Origin of the sequence: [Clostridium] fimetarium, assembly GCF_900111235.1 — a bacterium.
GTDB lineage: Bacteria > Bacillota > Clostridia > Lachnospirales > Lachnospiraceae > Clostridium_N > Clostridium_N fimetarium.
Map to the genome: position 1 here is coordinate 95,444 of NZ_FOJI01000003.1, position 20,557 is coordinate 116,000.

Consider the following 20,557-nt stretch of genomic DNA (forward strand, 5'->3'; position numbering starts at 1 on the left):
AGTTTTCTAAGTTTCCTATTATTTCTTTTTCTGCGCTGTACGCTGCTGATTATTAAAAGGGACTGCCATAAAAGCAATCCCTAATATAAATACAAATACTTACTATAAAATCACGTTTGCTCAAACGAAATTTTGACATTCTATCTGCTTTTATTCTCCCATTCCGTCTGATAGCTGTTCCCTCTCTCTGCCACATTAATCTCCGACAGATCACTACTCTTATCCTCAACACCATTCAAGTCCACATCCTCGACCTTGCCATTTTCCAGATCCAGTTCTGCATTTAGTTCATATTGTCTAGTTAGCTTTTCTTTTAACTCTGCCTCATACTGAAATGGCTTTTCATATTCAGACTTCGAAGACTCCATATCCCTCTGATACTGATCTATCTTTTTTACCAGAAAATCTTCATTCTCCTGCAGATTATTAAAGGTGTTTTCAATCTTCACCATATTACCAACTGGACTTGTTGAAAGTTCTGCCTTATATTCAGTCGTACCTCGAAGAACCATATAATTGATTCCCATAAAATTCTTCTCCACAAGTAAATCAAATCCATGATAACTACCAATTGGATAAGTATTACCTGTCTTACATTTACTGATAGCTTCAAGCATTGCGGTTCCACCATCCACTCTTTCTGTAAATGTAGCAACTCCCACTTTGATTACAAAATCAGGATTGCTAATCAGTTCCTTATCTCTCGCCTTAATATCGTCGCGAACACAGACAAGCTTTTCCTCTGCTGCCTTAATCAGCTTTGGAAAGCGAACCATGTAGTTATCCTGTAAAGAATATTTCTGACTGTCATAAGAAGATTTTAAAAGTTTTAATCTTTGAACATCATTATCAAGCTTCATTTTTTCTCTTATTAACGGATTACCTGTTGCTACTGCCTTAATTTCTGCATAAGAAAGTGTTGCTTCATCAATATCCTCACAGGTACGAGACACTGATTTGCTTGTCATGACCTGACTAATAAATCGTTGTTTATTCTCAACAAGCGACCAGGAATACGCGTCAAATGTGCCTTTTGTGACATATCTATAAATTGCAACTTCTTTATTTTCATTACCTTGTCTGATTCCTCTTCCTTCCCTTTGTTCAATACAAGACGGTTTCCATGGACAATCGATATGATGCATAGCCACAAGGTGTGTCTGCACATTTACGCCAGTACCACACTTATCTGTAGAACCAATCAGAATCTTCTTTTTGCCTGTCCTCATTGCTTTCAACAATACATCTCGTTGTGCATCTGACTTTGCGTCGTGAATAAATGCTATCTCATCTGCAGGTATTCCACGTCTTACAAGTTCTGTCTTCACATAGTTGTAAATATCAAACTCACCTGGCTGACCTTCAGGGGACCATGCCGATTTGGGTGTTCCAATATCAGAAAAGACAAGTTGGCAACCAATCTTCTCCTCTTTGATAGCTTTCATGTACTCATAGACTACATTATCAACTACTTTATTTAATTTCCCATCCGGATTATTGGGTGAATCTGCATCTAATAACCTTGCATCTGTACCAAGGAGTCTTGCCTCATGGGTAATCTTTAAGAAGTTATCCTCACTCGGATCAACTCCACCATTTCTGATACGTTCTGCTCTTACAACAAAATCTTCCATGACCTGTTTCACATACCAGTCAGGCTCACTTTCTACAATGTTGTATTTACATTCTCTAAGCGTTGGTACATCCAAATCAAGCATATCTGCTGTTTGCACATCTGCACATTCACGGAAGATATTCATAAGCTCCGGCAGATTGGTAAACTTATTAAATCTGCTTTTAAATCTGAATCCACTGCCTTCTACTGTCAGTTCCAATGCAGTTGTAACCTCACCAAAGTTGGTTGCCCATGAATCAAAATGATAAATGCCCATTTGCTCAAGTGCATCCTTTTGTAAATACTGCTGCATAACATACATTTCGCACATGGTGTTACTGATAGGAGTTCCAGTTGCAAATACAATTCCTCTGCCTCCGCTAATCTCATTGATATACTGACATTTCAGTTGCATATCCGTAGATTTTTTAGCACCGGAACTACTAATACCTGATACATTATTCATCTTTGAAAATATAGCAAGATTCTTAAAATTGTGAGCTTCGTCCACCATGACAGAATCAATTCCCAGTTCCTCAAAATTAATCAAATTATCCTTTCTGCTTTCATCAGAAAGCTCACGAATCTGGTCTTCTAACTTTTTCTTCTGACTCTCCATTTGCTTTACTGTCCATCTCTCACCATTTTGCAATTTCATACTGTCAATGGCATCTACTAGTTCTTCCACCTTCTGATTTAACATTCGTTCTCGTCTCTCTGGCGAAATTGGAATCTTTTCAAACTGTGAGTGGGACATAATAATACTGTCATAATCACCTGTTGCAATCCTAGATATAAACTGCTTTCTCCTGTTCTTTTCAAAATCCCGTTCCGTTGCTACCAAGATATTTGCAGATGGATAAAGTCTCAAAAATTCACTTGCTGTCTGACCAATCAGTGTCTTTGGAACAACCATAACTGTCTTATTGGCAAGTCCTAATCTCTTCTGCTCCATACAGGCTGCCATCATTTCAAATGACTTACCTGCTCCTACACAGTGTGCCAATAACGTATTTCCACCCATTAAGATTCTGGCTACCGCATTTAACTGATGAGGTTTTAACTCAATCTCTGGATTCATTCCCGGGAACTGCAAATGTGAACCATCATATTCACGAAGTCTAATGTTATTAAATATCTCATTATAATAATCCACATACTTTGTCCTTCGATTTGGATCTTTGAATATCCACTCCTTAAAAGCTTCCTTCATCTGATTCTGTTTTTCCCTGGCGAGCATAGTCTCATTTTTATTTACTACATAATGATACTTGCCATCTCCATCATCTACTCTGTCTTTTATAGTTACAGTCTTAAGATTCAACGTATCCTCAAAAATAGAATAAGCATCCTCTCGGCCTGTACCAAATGTCTTGGTAGCTGCGATTGAATGCTTATCCATTGATTTATTCTCTATAAACCATTCCATACTAACTTTGTTCATGTGAAGCTGAATTCCTGAATTGTAATACTGACTTCTAACCGCCCTCGCTCTCCTTGGGGTGTTAAGCAATTCAAAAATAAACTGCTCATAATCATTTAGTTCAATCCATGTGGTTCCAATTCGTACATCGATTTCTGATGCATCAAGATCTAAGGGTTGTACCTGTTCTAATGCTTTTGCATTTAGCTTAAATATTTCTGGATTTTCTTTCGCCATTGCTTTTGCAGTTCGAAGCTTATCCCTTACATTCCCTGACAAATATTCATCAGCCGTCTCCCATCCAGCATTGAGATTATTTACATTATACCCAGTAGGATTCAGATAAATTAATCCAGTCAGCTCTTCTAACATAATGCTACGCTCTAACTCAACTTTTGTATTTACCGATAAAGTATCACTTTCTGAAAACGAGTCCATAGCATTATCTATGCTTGGATGATAAATACTAAGCATAAAGGGAATATTTACTCCACCATATTCATTAACCGATACATTTAAAGCTTCTACTGGTGTTTCCACTCGAACTATCTCTACCTTTGCTTTAATAGTCTGCTTATAAAACATATCTGCTTTTTTTATATTTCCATCTTCGTCTATAACCTCAAGGGAACATAATAACGGGTAATCAGCATCATCACGAAATGCCTTACGATTGCTTTGACTTGTAATGTAACCATATTTCTCCACAAAGGAATCATAGATTTTATTCAGAAGTCTCTGTTGACTGACAAGTTCATCCTCACTGCAGCCCTCTGTCTGAAGTTCAATCAGATTTCTGGTTTCACTTCTGATCTCATTCATCATACGAATTCGTTCTTCCACAGCCTGCGATACCTCCCTTCGATACATCTGCGAATTTTCTCTGTAATATAGCTTTCCATCCAAAAATGTATAGGTAAAGTTTCTTACATCAGGATCTGCTGGAACAATATCTTCACTTACCTCTGATCCTTCCTCTAATCTCTCAAAATCAGTCATTTGCGCTGACATATGCTTGATAACAAGATTCAATTCATCATACATATTGAAGTTTTCATCATCATTTACACATACAGTATAACGACTGTTATCTCCAAATCTTCCAGTATCATATTCCATTCGTCCTAACATCATTTCAGGATGCTCTACAAAATAAGAATTAACAGCTATTCCATCATCTGTGTAACCAAGATGTAACCAGTCTGGTTCAACATCCAACTTTCTCTCACGTTTCTGTAAAAATAAGATATCACTTGTTACTTCTGTTCCTGCATTTTCCTTAAAAGCAGTGTTAGGAAGTCTAACTGCACCGATTAGTTCTGCTCTTTCTACGAGATACTTTCTGACCGATGAATTACTCTTATCTAATGTTCCTTTTGTAGTTACAAATGCTACAATTCCACCCGGTCTTACCTGGTCAATTGCTTTTGCAAGGAAATAATCATGGATGCGGAAGTTATATTTATTATACTTTGGATCATATAGCTTATAATCACCAAATGGTACATTTCCAATTGCCACATCAAAGAAGTTATCTGGATAAGTAGTCTTTTCAAAACCTGTGATAGAAATATTTGCAGTCTGATATAACTGCTTTGCTATTCTTCCAGAAATACCGTCCACTTCTACGCCATATAATTTGCATCCTTGCAAAGGAGTGGGAACACTTCCAAAGAAGTTTCCAACACCCATACTTGGTTCTAATACATTTCCACCGCGAAAACCGAACTGTAATAATGCCTGATGCATGCAGCTTGCTATCTCTGGCGAGGTATAAAAAGCATTATTAACCGTTGACCTAGCTGCTTCATATTCTTCTTTGCTAAGAAGTCCATTTAACTCTTCATACTCATTCCTCCACCCAGAATTTGTAGGATCAAAAGCTTCTGATACTCCACCCCAACCGACATAATATGATAAAGTGTTCTGTTCCTCTGCGCTAGCAAGTCTATTTTCTCTTTCAATCTTCTTTAATAATGTAATTGCTTCTACATTCCATTTATATCTGGTCTTGGCTCCACCCTTTGGCAACTCCCATAGATTATAATGAAAGTTACATTTCTTTTCTGTCTTTGGATTAAGACTTGCAGTTCTTCTTTCAAAGTCCTGATACATCAGATCTTTCCTGTCATATGGTGTATCCTTCCACATCTGATCAAAACTTCCCACTCTGTCATTGCTGACAAAGGTTCCTGCTTTGATCAGATACCCACAGACCTCATAAATCTGCTCAAAGGTAACATCTGTTTTATGTCGTTCTCCTAATGCATCTTTATAATTAACTGTAACACCCATCTGACTCTGGTCATATTCAACCAGACCATACTCATTGTTGGCATAAGCCTGTGAATGTTCTTTACCACTATGATTTACCGTTCTAATTACAAAACTGATTTTATCCGGCGGGAGTAAGTTACTCTCATATACGTTCTTTAAAAATGGTTGAAAAGGCTTAATAGACGAACACTCTGTTACATAGATTTCAATGACATTACGAAGGTCGCTATCCATCTCTTCAAACTGTTTCCGGCCTTCTGGAAACTGTGACTTTATAGTTTCTATAACACTTCCATCTGTATCAATCACATCTCCAGTAACATGTTGTGCTTCAAATTCTGTATTTTCTGCTTCTATTTCTGCACCATATTCAGCCGTTGTAACTAATCTGTCTTCTTCTTCCAGTTCTTCATTGGTCATTTCTGTAAGATTGCCAAATGGTTCCTGCTCTGAAATATCTTCTGAAATATCTTCTTTCTCAAAAGACTCCTGTTCATCCGGAATAGCAAAGTCATCTAGTTTTTCATCCTCTATCTCTATATTGCCAGAATCAACGACAGTATCTTCCCTGTCACCGTTCATAAACATTTCTTCAAGACTGATACGTTCTTCATAATACTCACCAGCCATGATTAAGGCTCCGATTTCAGATTCTACGACTGACCAGCTTAAATAGCCCTCTTTCTCACCTTCTTCATCTCTCCACTGAAATCTGAGTCCTTGCGATTTAAAGGAATCATATCCGTGCAACCCGTAACCATCGATTGGCCAACCTGCACCACCAAGGCCATATTCCTTCTTGATTCGTTTGGCCCGTTCTGACGGTTCCATGATATTATGAAAAATATCATAGACACGATGCTTTCCACCTTCAAAGCCTGTGCCTCTTTTAATTACATCAATAATATAATCATGAGGAACAATTAGTTCTTTCTTTGGTGACATATACGTGAATCGACCTAATTTCTTTTCAGAATTTACGGCATCAAAAAAGGAAGCCTGTTGGTACTCGGCCTCCTTACTTTTACCAAATGATTTAATGTCATCTAGTTCACTATTTAATTCTTCGTCTTGCGACTTATCTTCTAATGGAACTTGTAGACTACTTGATGAAGCACGATTTCTTCTGCTTCCATCTTCGCCTGTTCCCTTATCTTCCACATTTCCATTGTTGAATTCGGATCGTTCGGTTTGTGCTTTTCGAGGTAACCCTCCATCAACTGATCTAACAGCTGATTCGCTTCCTCTTCCACTTCCTTCATCTTCTCTGCTAGTTTTCCAAAGCGGTAAAGTGATTTGTACCGGATCTTCTCGCTCTCCTTGAGATAATTCATTGCCATTATCCCGTATTTCCCCAGTTTTGTCAGGCTCACTTCCTGTTCTACTGGCACTGCCAGATTGGGATATAATAGTCCGTCCACTTCTTTGTAAGTTAATGTTACTTCTGCCATTTTCGATACTCCTTTCATAATCCATGCGTCTAAAGTTACGATTTATTTCTCTAAGAACGCTACAGGAGACATCGCTAACAAGAGAACCAAGGCGGCAAACAATTTCCTCATCGGAAAATTTTACTATCTGACTAAAATCCTGTTCTTCGTTGGATAAGTCAAGTCCACATCTTGTTCCTACAGCATATATAATACTTCTTTCTAACATATCACTTGCTGTAGGCTCTTGCGTATTATTATCTTCCTTAATCACACTCCCTGATAGCTGCTTAAGTTCGGTAATTCTTTCTTCGAATTCCTCTTTCATTATAACTCTGATCTCCGAAGATATAAAGTCCTTAAATAAACTTTCTAAATTTTCACGACTATCGTCACTGTTTTGTTCTATCTGCCCTTCGGTTATAAGCAAATCTACATATTGCTTTAGCTTTTCACCATCCAAATTCCATGTTAGATTCTGATTTCTACCACCAGTATCTGAAATATCAAAAACATATCGCAAATGTGGTTTCAATGCCCTAGAAGGGAAGATGGCAATACCTTTGCTTCCACGATTTACATAACGATCAACCTTTTTCCATGTATCAAAATCTGCTACTAAAGTCACATGTGGTCGCTGGGCATATACCATGAGAATATTATCAAATTCGTAACGATAAAGCTGACCTATCAATCTGCATACATCACGCCATTTTGCTCCACTTGTTGTAACATCATTAATCATGTCATCGTAAAGATTTCTTACCTGATAATCTACGCTCATTTTTTTCTCCTCACTTCAAATTAGATATTTTTTCTTCCTAAAAAGTTTCCTTCCACATTCATCAAAGTACAATATTCTTCATACTCTTCTTCATCCAAATACGATTTAACAATTTCGATTGGGTTTAAAACTCCAATCGTTGAAGCAAAACAATTCTTTGATCTCACCAGATTTTCAAGCAACCTAGCTGCAAGAGCAATATATTTAAGTGCAGCAAAGTAATCAGTAAAATCACTGCAATCATTTTCTACTATTGCTTTCTTCTGATTTAATTTCATTCCAAGTCTATACTGAAGCTGTATAAAATCATCATTTGTAAGTTGCACACTTTGTGCCATCCTTCCACTTTTGCTCCACTGATTATTTAATTCTTCAAAAACCAAATTCCAGTCTGCCTCTATTGATACAACAATCTTTTCTTTACCTATTACTTTTTTTATATTTTCCATGATTTCTACCATCCTTTTTTATTTTCATTTTTCTTTTATTTGTGGATCTAATGCCAATGCAAAAGTGCATTTATGTCTGTTTCCTTGCATTTTTCTGTTACTAAAATCATTTCATTCGGTTTCATCCTATAGCGCTTCACAAAAAGAAGAGACAAAGCTATACCGGCCTCGTCTCTATTTTCACAATATTTATTTATTTTTTATGGTCTTGCAACCATGACAATACTACCTGTACTAACATCTTTGTAAACAACACCAACAGATTCATTCAATGCCTCTACTGTCTTACCATTACCTACATAAATTGCAACATGACTAATATTTTTATAACGTCCATTACTTAAGTAGCTGTAGAAAACCAAATCTCCCGGTTGCATTTGATCAGCAGAAACCGTTTTCCCGTCTTCATCTAGTCCCTGCCCTTCAGCTGCGGCTGATGTTGCTCCACCAAAACTAATTTCAACTCCTGCTGCCTTCCATGAATAGTAGGCAAGTGAGCTACAATCATAATAATTACCAGTATCTCTATAATCCTGACTATATGGATAACCTACTTTCGATAATACAAAACTACAGGTGGCTTTGGCTTTTGCATCAGTAATTCCACTGACCATTGTCTCAATCTGTGTCTGTGAAAGTACTGAAACTGCATTACTACCTTCATTACCTCCAGCCCCACTGCCTCCGGTGTATCCAATCCGTGCCAGATCTTCCGGACTCATCATAGCCTCTAACATCTTGATTTCATCTACTGAAAAATTATACTGCGTTTCCATTTTCCTAAAGGTTTTTAAAGTGATATTTACATATAGAACAGTCTTTGTAGACGTTGTCCCATCATCATTTTCAATAGTTTCAGTTCCTGTCGTTGTTGTATAGGAGCACATATCATCAAATACACCCTTTAACCTCTCCTTTGAAGTATCCTTCATAACTGTGGCAGTGTCACCACCCCCGAACTTCACCATGTAAACGCACATGATATCGTAGTAATTGCTCGGCACTGCATTAGAGCCTTCATAATCCACGTAAACAATAGTTCCTGTATCGTATCCGGTATGGTCATTTGCGAATGTACTTGTATCACGATTAAATTCTGCCACATACTGGCTTGTCACTGTCATAACTGTATCTCCATCACTAAGCGGCGGGAAAAAAATTGCAAAAGGAGAATTGTAAATAACTGCTACCACAAGAATTACTGGAATACATACGATTGCCATCAACAAAAAAACAGCCAGTAAAGCAGGAAGAGCGACCGCTACAATCTTTTTCATTACTAAGCTGCCTCTTTTTAAAATCAAATCCTTTACCATCTTTCCAATACTATCCGTCTGATCATCCTTGGACTTCATCTTATCCATAAAGAACATGATCTTACGGTTTCTGTTGGTTCGCTTTACATCACCTTTGTCCATCTTCCAGCCAACTGCCTTACCTGCTGCGACTCCAATTAACAGTCCTGCCGGACCTGTTGCCGTAGTACCTGCAACCGTTCCAGCCAGATGAACACTTACCTTTGCTGTCTCTTTTGCCACGACTTTTGAAGTCTTTTTAGTTGTTTCCTTTACAACTTTCTTAGTTGTATTAGCAGCTGTTTTCTTAATACCACGTTTGGCAAGTTTCTTTCCTGCTTCTACCTTCTTAATCTTTCGTTTTCTCTCTGCCATTATCTTCTGTCTGAAAAGTTCACTGCCCTTTCTGACTGCATCTCTTCCCGGCTTTGACAATGTTGCAGTAATCAGAGCACTCTGCCTAACTTCTTCGTCTCCTTCCATTTGATTGGTAGCAGCGCTGGCTCCTGCAACAGCAGCTAGCTTAATTAAAGAATTATTCACCTTAATGGATTTCTTGGATTCCTTTATGTTTCTTCTGCTACTCTTACGATATCTCTCCTTTCCAGATTTCTTAACCTCTGCCTGATTTATCTGACCGTCTTTTATCTTAGGAGAATGATCTACGATATCAAAATTTTGTCCTTCAAGTGCAGCATCTTTCATTTGATGAACATGTAACTTAGTATCTGCTTTGGTATGGATAACCATTGGCTTTTCATCAACTTTTTTTATTTTCAAATTTATACCTTCTTTCTATAAACGAAAAAGAACATCCAAGTTTATGGCTTGAATGTTCCTCTACAAATAATATTCAATTTATCTCAACTATGATATGTTTAATCCTTTCTAAACACTCTATTATATCTATTTGCAAGTCTTTTTGATAACGTTCTGTTTTCCTCTAATTTCCTTTACTAAACAAAATGAAATTTCAAGATAATCCAATATCATTTCCTACAATATGGACATTTAGTTTTTCTCAATGTCCTCTTATTAATCATTGCTTTCCACTCATGACCATTCTTACATTCCCACCATACAATTTTATTACTTCCTTTACTGACACTAGTCGGATAAAGATTTTCATTTTTTTTATAATTCCATTCTAAGGCTATATCTGGAAAAAGAGATGCTAAATCATTAAATCCTACCATCACTTTTTTACCTGAACAATATGGGCAATTCCGTCCATCTTCCCTTTTCTTAATACTCGCTTCCCACTCATGACCATAATCGCATCTCCACCATACTTTTGTTACACTACGGTACATAATATTTTCTGGCAAAAGGTCATTATTTTTTTCATAGTTCCATTGTTCAGCTAATTTGGGATTGACAGTGACTAAGTCATTAAAGCCTTTCCAAATTGCTTGATTAGAACAGTAAGGACAACCTGTAGGTGCTTTTTCATTAGTTCTATGACTTATAGCTGTTTTCCAGCTATGCCCATATTCACATTTCCACCATACTTTCTTTTTACTTCCTCTGTAGAACATGGCAGGCTTTAATCCATCATTTTTTACATAATCCCATTCGTCTAATATACTGGTATCAAATAAACCCTTTAATTTGTTGTCAATATTCAAATATTGGAGCATAATTTTATCTTGGTCACGTTCAGTATTAATTTCTAAGTTAATTTCCTTTGTAAAATACATCTCTAACAACTCAAATAAATATATCAATACCGCATCTAAACCCTTGCTTCTATCAGCTATTACCCTATAAATATAATCAGTCTGCTGTTCTTCTGGAACATTTCTTACCTCTTTAATATGGATTAACCGAATACCTTGTATTTTACAGAAACTATTCTTTCTGCTTTCTCTTTCATGTGCTTTATATCCCTCGTGGTATAGAAGCCCGTCATACTCAATTCCAATGTGATATTTACTAATATAAATATCTAGTTCCATTCCATTTTCAAGCTTTACTCTATTCTCAACTCCAGCAAAACATTGCTTTGCATAATAGTATACCGCTTGTTCTGGGAACGATGTTCTTAACTCAGAAGAGCAAATTGGACACCCGGATTTTTGTGTCACCCTCCTATTAGGCGGAACGTTCCAACTGTGGCCATATTCACAACGCCAAAACACTTTTTTCCCACTACTTACACATATTTCAGTTGGTTTCAAAGTACCATTTTTTACATAATCCCAACTATGCGCAATTTCTGGTGCCATTGTTGCTAAATCATTTATTCCTATAATTACTTTCTGCCCTGCACAATATGGACAACCATTTCCTCTCGAACGACTATCAATTGTTGCTTCCCATTCATGACCCACTCTACATTTCCACCATATTTTTTTCCCACTGTGCGACATAAATTGTTCAGGCTTCTTCTCATCATTTTTGTTATAATTCCATTCAGAAGTCAGCTTGGGATTTAAAGTAACTAAATCATTCACTCTTACAATTGCTTTTTTGCCAGCACAGTATGGGCATCCGTTTCCACGCACTCTATCCGATATCCGTGCTTCCCACTCATGATTTTCCTTGCAGATCCACCATACTTTTTTACCAGATGCCACAGAAAATTCTTCAGGTGTAGTATCATTTTTATTATAATTCCATTCTTTACACAATTTAGGATATTGTAAATATAAACTTCTTTCATTCTCTATCAAAATTATCCCCTTTGGTTCAACTTCATAATTGCTGAAGATGACTTAACATCTTCAGCATCTACTAATAATATTATACTATTATTTTACTTTTCTTCAATCAATATATTGTTTATTCATATCTTGCATCTCCAAAGCTTCTTTTTTCGCCTTCTCTTCTGCAATCTTCTCATGAAGATTAGTATTATACAACTTATAAAGGTCTGTATCCTTACTAATAGTATTATCAAACGGAATCACAACACTACCACATTTAATAATCCCCATACCGCTTGACGAATTAGTTACAAATCGAAGCTGTGCATCATATACTCCGATTACCTCCGCTAACTTAGAACTATCTGTATTCGCCTGTTTTAGTAATGCTACAAACTCAGAGTTAGCAAGCATTGTAGTTGCCACATAGTTCTGTAACAGATCCACGACATTCTGCGTAATTCCAGTACAAAGACCACCCTGCTTTCTTACCTTTTTCCATAACTGCTGCAAATACTTAGCAGAATACTCACGATTTAAGAGCACATGGAATTCATCTAAATACAACCACGTTGCCTTTCCCTTCTTCGCATTTTCTGAAATACGGTTCTGAATGTTCTCCATCATTACAAGCATTGTAATAGGTGAAAGTTCTGCACCTAAATCACGAATACCAAAGACAATAAAGCGGTTTTCGATATCAACATTTGTCTGGTGATTGAAGATATTCAAGGAACCATTTACAAACAATTCCAGTGATAAAGCAATATCTTTTGCTTCTATTTCAGACTGTAAAGACAAAATATCATAAAAGTCTGTCATAATCGGGATATACTTTTCTTTTGATTTTGCAATATCCAGATACATTTTTCGGATGCAACGGTCAATGATTGATTTCTGTCTGGAATTTAAACTGTCTCCCATACACTGTTCACATAGTCCCAACATAAACTCACCCTTATCTCTAATCCATCCCTTTGTATCATTGATATCCAAATTCCATACATCCATATCAAGCGGATTTACATAATTATCTGTATACGTAGACATATTAACGACTACTCCATGAAATGTCTTTGCAATGTCAAAATATTCATTCATCGGATCCACGCAGATAATATCATCATCTGTATTTAAAAATACATTTCCCATTTCCTGCTTTGCAAAGAATGACTTACCTGAACCTGGTACACCAAAGATAAATCCGTTACCATTAATCAGCTTCTTACGATTTCCCACATTAATATTTTTAGATACCTGATTAATCCCATAATAATTACCTCCAATGTCCTTTAACTCTTGCACATTAAAAGGCATCAAAACTGCAAGACTCTGCGTAAGCATAGTTCTCATTGTTTCCACCTGCCTTACTCCGATTGGCAATGCAGTATTTAATGCCTCTCTCTGTTTCAGATAATGAACGTCTATGATAACAGAATTTCTTTTACCAATGGTTTGAACTGTTTCACAGACACTTTCTAACTCTTTCTTGGAATCAGCCATCACAATGATTGTCACTGCTACATAGAACAGGCACTGATCGTTTTCACGAACATCATCCATAATTTCTTCTATTTCTTTCTTTTCCGTTCTCTTAGCATAAGAGATTTCTGTTGAAAAATCATTATTCTTATTACGGACTCTCTGCTGTTTGATGATATCCGATTCAATTCCAAGATATTTTTTCTGTAATGTCTTTGTTGTAAGGTCTTTTGGTATCGGTACCACATCAATACTGGTGATGGAATGAACCGGAAGGCTGGTAATCTCATTTAAGAACCGATCGGATAAACTACTTGGATACTTCTTAATAAATAAAGCTCTGCAAAACTTACTCTCATCTTCAAAATGATCTGGAAAGTACTTCATCATTCCGTTGCAAAGGTCATTTGTAAAATCTGTTCCAACTTTTTTAGAATCTTTAATGTCAAATTCAAACTCTCCTTCATTTCCAAGATGGTAATAATCATAAAGCACTTTCAATTTTTCATTACCTGTTAAAGGAACAATGTCAGTACCTAATTCATTAAATGCTTTGTGAAGTGTTGCTTCTAATGTTGCAAACTGTGCTCTTGCTTCCTCAAAGTTCTTACGTTCAATGGTAAGTGTTAAATATCGTTCCTGCTCTATACCCTGTCTTCCTTCCTGGATCTTATCTTCAATTATGTCATTGTAAATTTTTCGGAAGTGGTCAAATTCATCTTCTTTGTACTGCAAAAGCACATGTTCCCTCAAATCAATCATATTCTTATTTTTATTGTTAACTGTGATTTTAAAGTTACAATCCAATGAATTTAAGAACTTGCAGTACCTTTCAAAGATATCCATCTGCTCATCTTCATTGGTTGTCGTATAGTTAATATCACAAAAACGGTAGCTCTTGGCATAATAATTCTTTGATACTTCAAAAATACCATTTTCTGCTACCGCCATGATTTCAATGGTCTGCTGAATAGATTTTGGAGTACGGTAAAGCGGTTCACTTGCTTTCTTTAACTCCTTAAATCCGTTGTTAAATATACCCATCTGTTTCCTCTCTTTCTGACACTCGAATCTCCATTCGCATTGCCCGCTAATCACATCAGCCGGAAACAATCCCGGCCAATGCCTGAATTGTTCCGACCCGCTAAGAGGTCAAACAATATTTTCGTGTTACTTTTTTCTCTTATCCCAGGTATTTATAAGCAAATGTTCCCGCAATAGCCAGAATAATTGCCACTATACAACCAATAATCATAACCTTCATTTTTCTCTTCACAGCCTCAAATGCTTCCTTATTGTTCTGATTCCCAATAGTTGTATTAACACTAACCGTCCCTGTTTTTAATTGTTTGCCTTTATACTTTATAGACGGAACTCTGGATGTATTTGCAAATGCTAGTTCGTATGCTTTAAGCACCATTTCCCCCTCTGTCGATACATAGGAAAGTGCTTGATTACCAAACATCATATGAATTTTTCTTTGCATCACATCAAAAAAGCTCATTTCGTTATACGTATAAAAACCTCCAAGTGCAATTGGGGCAACAACTGGTATTGCAATATAAGCACTACCAGTAAGTCCAATATAACGATAAAGTAAAAGCACAATTCCCCCGCCACATACAACAGATGCAACAGAAAATATTAACTGTTTTACTGTTAGACCCATTGCCACTGATTCCTGATACCTATCAATATCTTTATTGATTTCAATTACCATTTCTTCACCTGTAACCGAAATTTTTCTGTGGGTTTTGCTCATTTTCGGTTACTTTCTCCTTTCTTCGTCCCTGCTATCTAATCTGCGGTTTCTGCTCTAATTTCTTAGCAACTCCAATGCTATTTTCATAAGTTGCCATTCCATCAGGACAGAGTTCTCTTAGTTTATCCGGATTAAACATATAAAGAGGGAATTCACAAAAGCCGCTACGCTTACTCAGCCCTGTGAATTCCCCCAAATCATAATCTTTTATAAATTTTTCAATCTCCGGCATATTGTTTGTATCCACATAGCTACAATAATCAGGTGCCTTACTGTCAAGATTCACAGTCACATCGCCGTAGCTTTCCGGGTATTCACCACCCACTGCGCTTAATCCGATATACAATCCGTTAATATTCATATAATTACTAATTTCCAACTGAACCTTTTCGGTGGTTCCCCACTGGGTTTGTAATTCTAATGTTCTTTCCATTCTTTCCTCACTTTCTACAATCCTAATGCCCTGCTTGTCAGATTCTGTGCGCCTTTTACACTCCCTACTGTCATTGCTATGGTAAATGTCATTTCGCACAGATAAATCAATGTCTGTGCCCAGTCTGCATAACTTCCTGTAAATGTCGGCAACCCTGAATTGATAAATGCATTACATATAATAATAGCCAAAGCTATTGTTACCGCTTCTAAAACCACCGACAAGAAATACTTAAAATACGTTACTGCTGTATGACTTATCGTTCTGTTTCCGCTAAGAGTAGCACATGCAATTGCGCCCATAGGAACAATAATTAGGATTTTTAAGAATCTGAAATATACGGTGTATATCAAGAAAAAGCCACAGATAATAACGATTATTGACAACAATGCTGCCAATATCAGCATTACCAGACTTGGACCAAAATCCAAATTCTTAATAATATCCGCCTGTGTGCTATCAATTGTCAGCGTTGGTATTGTTCCTGAAGTTAATAATCCTACCAAATTTCCTACGGATGTAAAAATCGCTTTCATAATTGTGACATTATTTGCTACCAGCCATTCCGCTATTCCTACTCTCATAAGCATTCGAAGTATAACTTCAAATCGCATTTCTTCCTTGACATCCACACTCTCTGAACAGAATCCTATGACAAAGAACAATACCACAAGGGATGAGCCCACCGCTACAAAAATAGGTTCGATACCCACAATGACTGCCCACGGACCTCCGTTCTTAAAATTGACCGGAGACTGTCCAAGTAGTGAGAATACCAGTGAAACTTGGCTATTCCAGAAACCAAATACCATTTCAAGCAGATCAAGAATGTTCTGTCCAAGTTTAAATATATCCATACTTGTTATTCACCTCTTCTTTCTGTTGTAATGGGCAGATAAACTGCCCTGAATTCTAGAAACCTAAGATTGTAAGTACTGATGAAATACCTGCCATCATAACTCCTGCTACGATTCCTTTCAGTGCTGAGTTCATTGTAGATGAATCCTGTTGCTGATAAGCCTGTGCAAATTCCATGACGTTCTTAGCAAGGATAATAACACCAACTGCACCGATAATAGCGATAACAAGTGTCTTAAGGCTATCAAGTGGTGCTGTTACGGAACTAGTATCTGTTGCAGCCATAACCTGCGTAGACATTAAGCTGCATGCCATTACTGCACCTGCTACTATTGGCGTTAGTTTCTTTTTCGATCTTATAACAAATCCTTCTCTTTTAGTTTCTGGGATTGTATTATTCTCTTTCTTACCCATAATTTAATCTCCTTTAAGATGTGTGTGGGTGCAGATTAAGATACCAGCGGAAATGAATAATCTGTCCAAGACAGATATACATTCCACCGGCTCATCTCCGAATGAATGTCATCTGTACTAGACACATGATTCATTTCTATCTGCTATTGTTAATGTGTTTCTATTTTTACAGGATTGGTCCTTGATAAAAAACTCTCGACTTTAATGTTCACTATGGATTTCTCCCTGAACACGAGAGTTGTCAGTCTGCATCTATTGTTTTGCAGAAAATCAGTTATGCCTTGCTCTCTCAAACGTTTCACGTATATGGGCCATTTCTTCAAGTGATGTTTCTGGATAGAAATACTCTAGAATTGTTTGTTTTGGCACCTTTGCAGCTAAAGCTTTTTTGCCTTCTGTTTTCTGTTCTTCAGAAAACTCCCAGTAAATAAGGCGATTCATGACCGTATCTTCTTTCAATGGTTTGCGGCTTGCTACAGATGCTCCGCCTGAAGACGTTTCATTTTCATTACTGACCTCTTCTTCTGCGAATTCCAATTCTTTTGTCTGCTCACTGTTCAACTTTTGTTTCTGCTCTTTCTCATCTATATTAGTAAAACGACTTCTAAGTTCCGCATCTCCAAGTAGCATAAATTCTTCATAAGTCAGATTATCAATATAGATATTTCCGCCCTTTTCTTTTAATTGCTCGTAAAACTTTAGAGAACTTTTTGTCAATATCTCAAAGGTCGGTTCAATTAAATTGGACCCCTTTGATGGTACGTGTACATAGGCCTCCCCTTTACCATCCGCCGTCATATTAAATGCAGGATGTAAAAATGGAATATACTTGTTATCAATGATTGGATCAAATCCACGGATAAAGATAAATAATTTCTTATTATCCAGTTTTCGTACCTCATCTGGTGTATAAAGCTCTCTTCCTAACACATCAAAATTACGGCTTGAACTGCCTTGTCTTCCCCTTGTTTCCCCACTTGATTTTTTATCAATGGTTCCTTTTCCAAGTAACTCTGAAATATACTTATGAGTGCTCTGCTCATTTCCGCCCAAATAGACCAACGTATCGCAGTTTCCTGGGATTGTCTCCCATGTGTCCTTGAATAATGCCTTGATTTGAGCAAGATTTTGAATGATAATAACCGAACTAATCTCTCTACTTCTCATTGTGGAAAGTAAAGAGCAATAATCATCTGGCAAAGCCACATTACTAAATTCGTCTAGCATGAAAGTGACATGTATCGGAAGTCTACCACCACAATTAAAATCTGCCTGATAATATAATTCTTGAAAAACTTGCGTATAAAGCATTCCAACGATAAAATTGTAGGATTTATCAGAATCTGGGATAACACAAAAGAGTGCGGTCTTTGTCTCACCATCACCATTTACTCCAATGCCAAGTTCCGATAAGTTCATATCATCCTTTGACAGCATTCTAAGCACCTGCTTATTCTCTAAGAAAGCAAGTCTCGAATTGGCACTGATGATAATGGAACGAATTGTATCTCCCGCCCCTCGCATACATTTGTTATACTGTTTTACTGCTGGATGATTAGAACCTAATACTGAACTCTCTTCTAAAAATTTCATTCTAACATCAAGTCTTGAAGGTTTTCCCTTCTCAGCGACTTCTGCCTCTCCCATTAACTTTAGGACTGTTTCAAAGTTCCGCTTTACTGGCTTTTCTTCTAGCCAGACATAATAAAACAACGCCTGCAAGAACAACCCTTCAGCTTTCTCCCAAAACGGGTCGCTTGGTGTTGCACCTTTCGGCGTTGTATTGGATATCAGGTTCGTAATCAGTTTTACAATGTCTGTCTCTTCCCTGATATATGCAAATGGATTATAGCAATCTGACTTATTCATCTCTAGCAAATTAATGACCTTCACATGATATCCGTTCTTTTTTAACATACCACCACAACTTCTAAGGATTTCTCCTTTGGGGTCGGTGCATATGAAAGAACAATCATGTGGCATCTGCATGAGATTTGGTTTCACCTCATAAAATGTCTTTCCAGCACCGGATCCTCCTATAATTAAGACGTTATTATTTAATTTCGTTTGCCTCGTATTTAAGCTCATTCTTACATTTTGACTTAAAATTCGGTTGAATGTTTCATCCTTATCTGCTAACACTTTGTTAACCTGTTTTACATTAGCAAACTGTGCGGTACCAAATTCCTTACCTGGCATCATCTTTTTCTGACTGGTATAGTACATGATGACTACAATTGTATAAATCCCAATCGCAATCATTACAGCTTTTATTGTAGATGGCTCATAGTAATTATCTAATGGTGCAGCACATACCTCATTAAAAACAGGAAGGAAGTTATTTAGCGTCATCTCTTCCTCCCATGCTCCATTCACAAGGTATCCAAGATAAGCTGCCAGTATTGAGCCGAAGATAAGAAATATTACCGATGGTTTCTTCTTATTTGTCTGCATAGGTCTTTACCTCTTCTTTATTTCTGTGGTTGTCTTAGTCTGTTTCTTTGTTGTAGTCTGAGATTTATCGTATTTATCTCTGACAGTAGTCTCCACCTTATCGTAATGCTTGGAATAAAGGGTTTCTCCCTTCATAGTTTCCACTACACGGTTCTCTTCGTCATAGATTTTATAATCCTTATCTTTGTCCAAAAATGTTAATAAGGTTTTTCCATTATGAATATCCATTGCATTTTCCTTATTAATCCATACATATCTCACCTTGTCTCCCCAAGTACCTGGAATCCTTGTTTTAACAGCATTATCATTTTCCATAACAATTAAAGTTTTTGAAATCGTAACATCAGAAAGGTTTAAATTCTTTGATGCAGATACTGCCTTCATTCTCGCAGCCAAATCCTGATATCCGCGAATTCTGTTTTGAAATGCTTCTTTATCCATAATAACTTTATGTTGTCCAGTCATATCACTTTTTTCAAGAACTCCAATGGTTTCAAGTTGCTTAATCACATTTTCTGCCTGCGCATTATCAATACTAAAATTTTCTTTGACAGCATCCACACTGATACTCTGTTTTTCCATAGCAAATAATCCAACTTTTTCAATCAAACCTTCTATAATAATACCTGCTCTTGTGGCATCCTCAGTGTGGATTTTTCCGGGGAGCAAGTTCCCCGTACCTCCTAGTTTTTGCCCCTTGAGAAAATCAAGAAGTTTATTTAAATCCTTTTCATTTCCATTCTTAAGATAATCATCAAAACTCGCAATCTTTCCAAACTTCAATTTTTGAATCATCATATTGGCCCTAGGCACTGCCTCCGAATGAAAGATAACTTCAGATAGTCCATCTGTTTTATTCATGTCTGGTAATACAGAATAAAGAATGCCATACTTTTTTGCCATCTTCTCTACTTTTTTCATATCTTCTGTCTTAAACTGAAGGACTTGTAAATCACCGCCCTTCATCAACAACTTTTTCATTGATGTTTTACCAAGCGTCTTCTCATAATCAAGCATACCCTTTAATACTTCTGCACCTTTTTGCATAATGCCTAGACCACCGCTGCCTACTTTCATTACTATCTCAATGCCTTCATATGCCACGCGGATAATCTGTATCGCCTCCTGAATTTCTTCTGCCATAATAATCTCCATTCTTGCGCATTTTTCTGCGCATCATAAGTTTGTGCAAAGCACAAATCTTAAGTGAAAAGTATTTTTCACTTAACCTCT

At 36.9% G+C, this 20,557-nt stretch carries 11 protein-coding genes; all 11 read right to left on the reverse strand.

Annotated elements, in window-relative coordinates:
* Window positions 1-140 precede the first annotated feature (140 nt).
* Window positions 141-7,529: a helicase-related protein gene (locus tag BMY18_RS21600; RefSeq protein ID WP_092451188.1), complete on the reverse strand. Its 7,389-nt coding sequence runs from the start codon at window positions 7,527-7,529 to the stop codon at window positions 141-143.
* Window positions 7,530-7,549: 20 nt separating this feature from the next.
* Window positions 7,550-7,978: a hypothetical protein gene (locus BMY18_RS04905; RefSeq protein ID WP_092451190.1), complete on the reverse strand. Its 429-nt coding sequence runs from the start codon at window positions 7,976-7,978 to the stop codon at window positions 7,550-7,552.
* Window positions 7,979-8,178: 200 nt separating this feature from the next.
* Window positions 8,179-10,053: a C40 family peptidase gene (locus BMY18_RS04910; RefSeq protein ID WP_330385942.1), complete on the reverse strand. Its 1,875-nt coding sequence runs from the start codon at window positions 10,051-10,053 to the stop codon at window positions 8,179-8,181.
* A gap of 209 nt (window positions 10,054-10,262) precedes the next feature.
* Complete coding sequence (locus BMY18_RS04915; protein ID WP_092451192.1) at window positions 10,263-11,948, reverse strand: zinc-ribbon domain-containing protein; 1,686 nt, start codon at window positions 11,946-11,948, stop codon at window positions 10,263-10,265.
* Between the two features lie 93 nt (window positions 11,949-12,041).
* Window positions 12,042-14,447: a VirB4-like conjugal transfer ATPase, CD1110 family gene (locus BMY18_RS04920; RefSeq protein ID WP_092451194.1), complete on the reverse strand. Its 2,406-nt coding sequence runs from the start codon at window positions 14,445-14,447 to the stop codon at window positions 12,042-12,044.
* 139 nt (window positions 14,448-14,586) lie between these two features.
* The gene (locus BMY18_RS04925) at window positions 14,587-15,165 is read right to left on the reverse strand and encodes a PrgI family protein (protein WP_242940960.1); all 579 of its coding nucleotides are present in this window, start codon (window positions 15,163-15,165) and stop codon (window positions 14,587-14,589) included.
* A 31-nt stretch (window positions 15,166-15,196) separates the two neighbouring features.
* Window positions 15,197-15,598, reverse strand: a complete 402-nt coding sequence (locus tag BMY18_RS04930) for a DUF4313 domain-containing protein (RefSeq protein ID WP_092451196.1) — start codon at window positions 15,596-15,598, stop codon at window positions 15,197-15,199.
* A gap of 14 nt (window positions 15,599-15,612) precedes the next feature.
* Window positions 15,613-16,455, reverse strand: a complete 843-nt coding sequence (locus tag BMY18_RS04935; protein WP_092451198.1) for a hypothetical protein — start codon at window positions 16,453-16,455, stop codon at window positions 15,613-15,615.
* Window positions 16,456-16,510: 55 nt separating this feature from the next.
* The gene (locus BMY18_RS04940; RefSeq protein WP_242940961.1) at window positions 16,511-16,870 is read right to left on the reverse strand and encodes a major capsid protein; all 360 of its coding nucleotides are present in this window, start codon (window positions 16,868-16,870) and stop codon (window positions 16,511-16,513) included.
* Window positions 16,871-17,140: 270 nt separating this feature from the next.
* A complete protein-coding gene (locus BMY18_RS04945) occupies window positions 17,141-19,324 on the reverse strand; it encodes a VirD4-like conjugal transfer protein, CD1115 family (protein WP_092451200.1) in 2,184 nt (727 codons plus the stop codon).
* 6 nt (window positions 19,325-19,330) lie between these two features.
* Window positions 19,331-20,467, reverse strand: coding sequence for a PcfB family protein (locus BMY18_RS04950; RefSeq protein ID WP_092451202.1), 1,137 nt, complete (start codon window positions 20,465-20,467; stop codon window positions 19,331-19,333).
* Window positions 20,468-20,557 lie beyond the last annotated feature (90 nt).

Bases quoted from the DNA above. Each gene is read 5' to 3' on its own strand.
- BMY18_RS21600 (WP_092451188.1), bottom strand. From the start codon at position 7,529: ATGAGCGTAGATTATCAGGTAAGAAATCTTTACGATGACATGATTAAT.
- BMY18_RS04905 (WP_092451190.1), bottom strand. From the start codon at position 7,978: ATGGAAAATATAAAAAAAGTAATAGGTAAAGAAAAGATTGTTGTATCA.
- BMY18_RS04920 (WP_092451194.1), bottom strand. From the start codon at position 14,447: ATGGGTATATTTAACAACGGATTTAAGGAGTTAAAGAAAGCAAGTGAA.
- BMY18_RS04925 (WP_242940960.1), bottom strand. From the start codon at position 15,165: ATGAGCAAAACCCACAGAAAAATTTCGGTTACAGGTGAAGAAATGGTA.
- BMY18_RS04930 (WP_092451196.1), bottom strand. From the start codon at position 15,598: ATGGAAAGAACATTAGAATTACAAACCCAGTGGGGAACCACCGAAAAG.
- BMY18_RS04935 (WP_092451198.1), bottom strand. From the start codon at position 16,455: ATGGATATATTTAAACTTGGACAGAACATTCTTGATCTGCTTGAAATG.
- BMY18_RS04940 (WP_242940961.1), bottom strand. From the start codon at position 16,870: ATGGGTAAGAAAGAGAATAATACAATCCCAGAAACTAAAAGAGAAGGA.
- BMY18_RS04945 (WP_092451200.1), bottom strand. From the start codon at position 19,324: ATGCAGACAAATAAGAAGAAACCATCGGTAATATTTCTTATCTTCGGC.
- BMY18_RS04950 (WP_092451202.1), bottom strand. From the start codon at position 20,467: ATGGCAGAAGAAATTCAGGAGGCGATACAGATTATCCGCGTGGCATAT.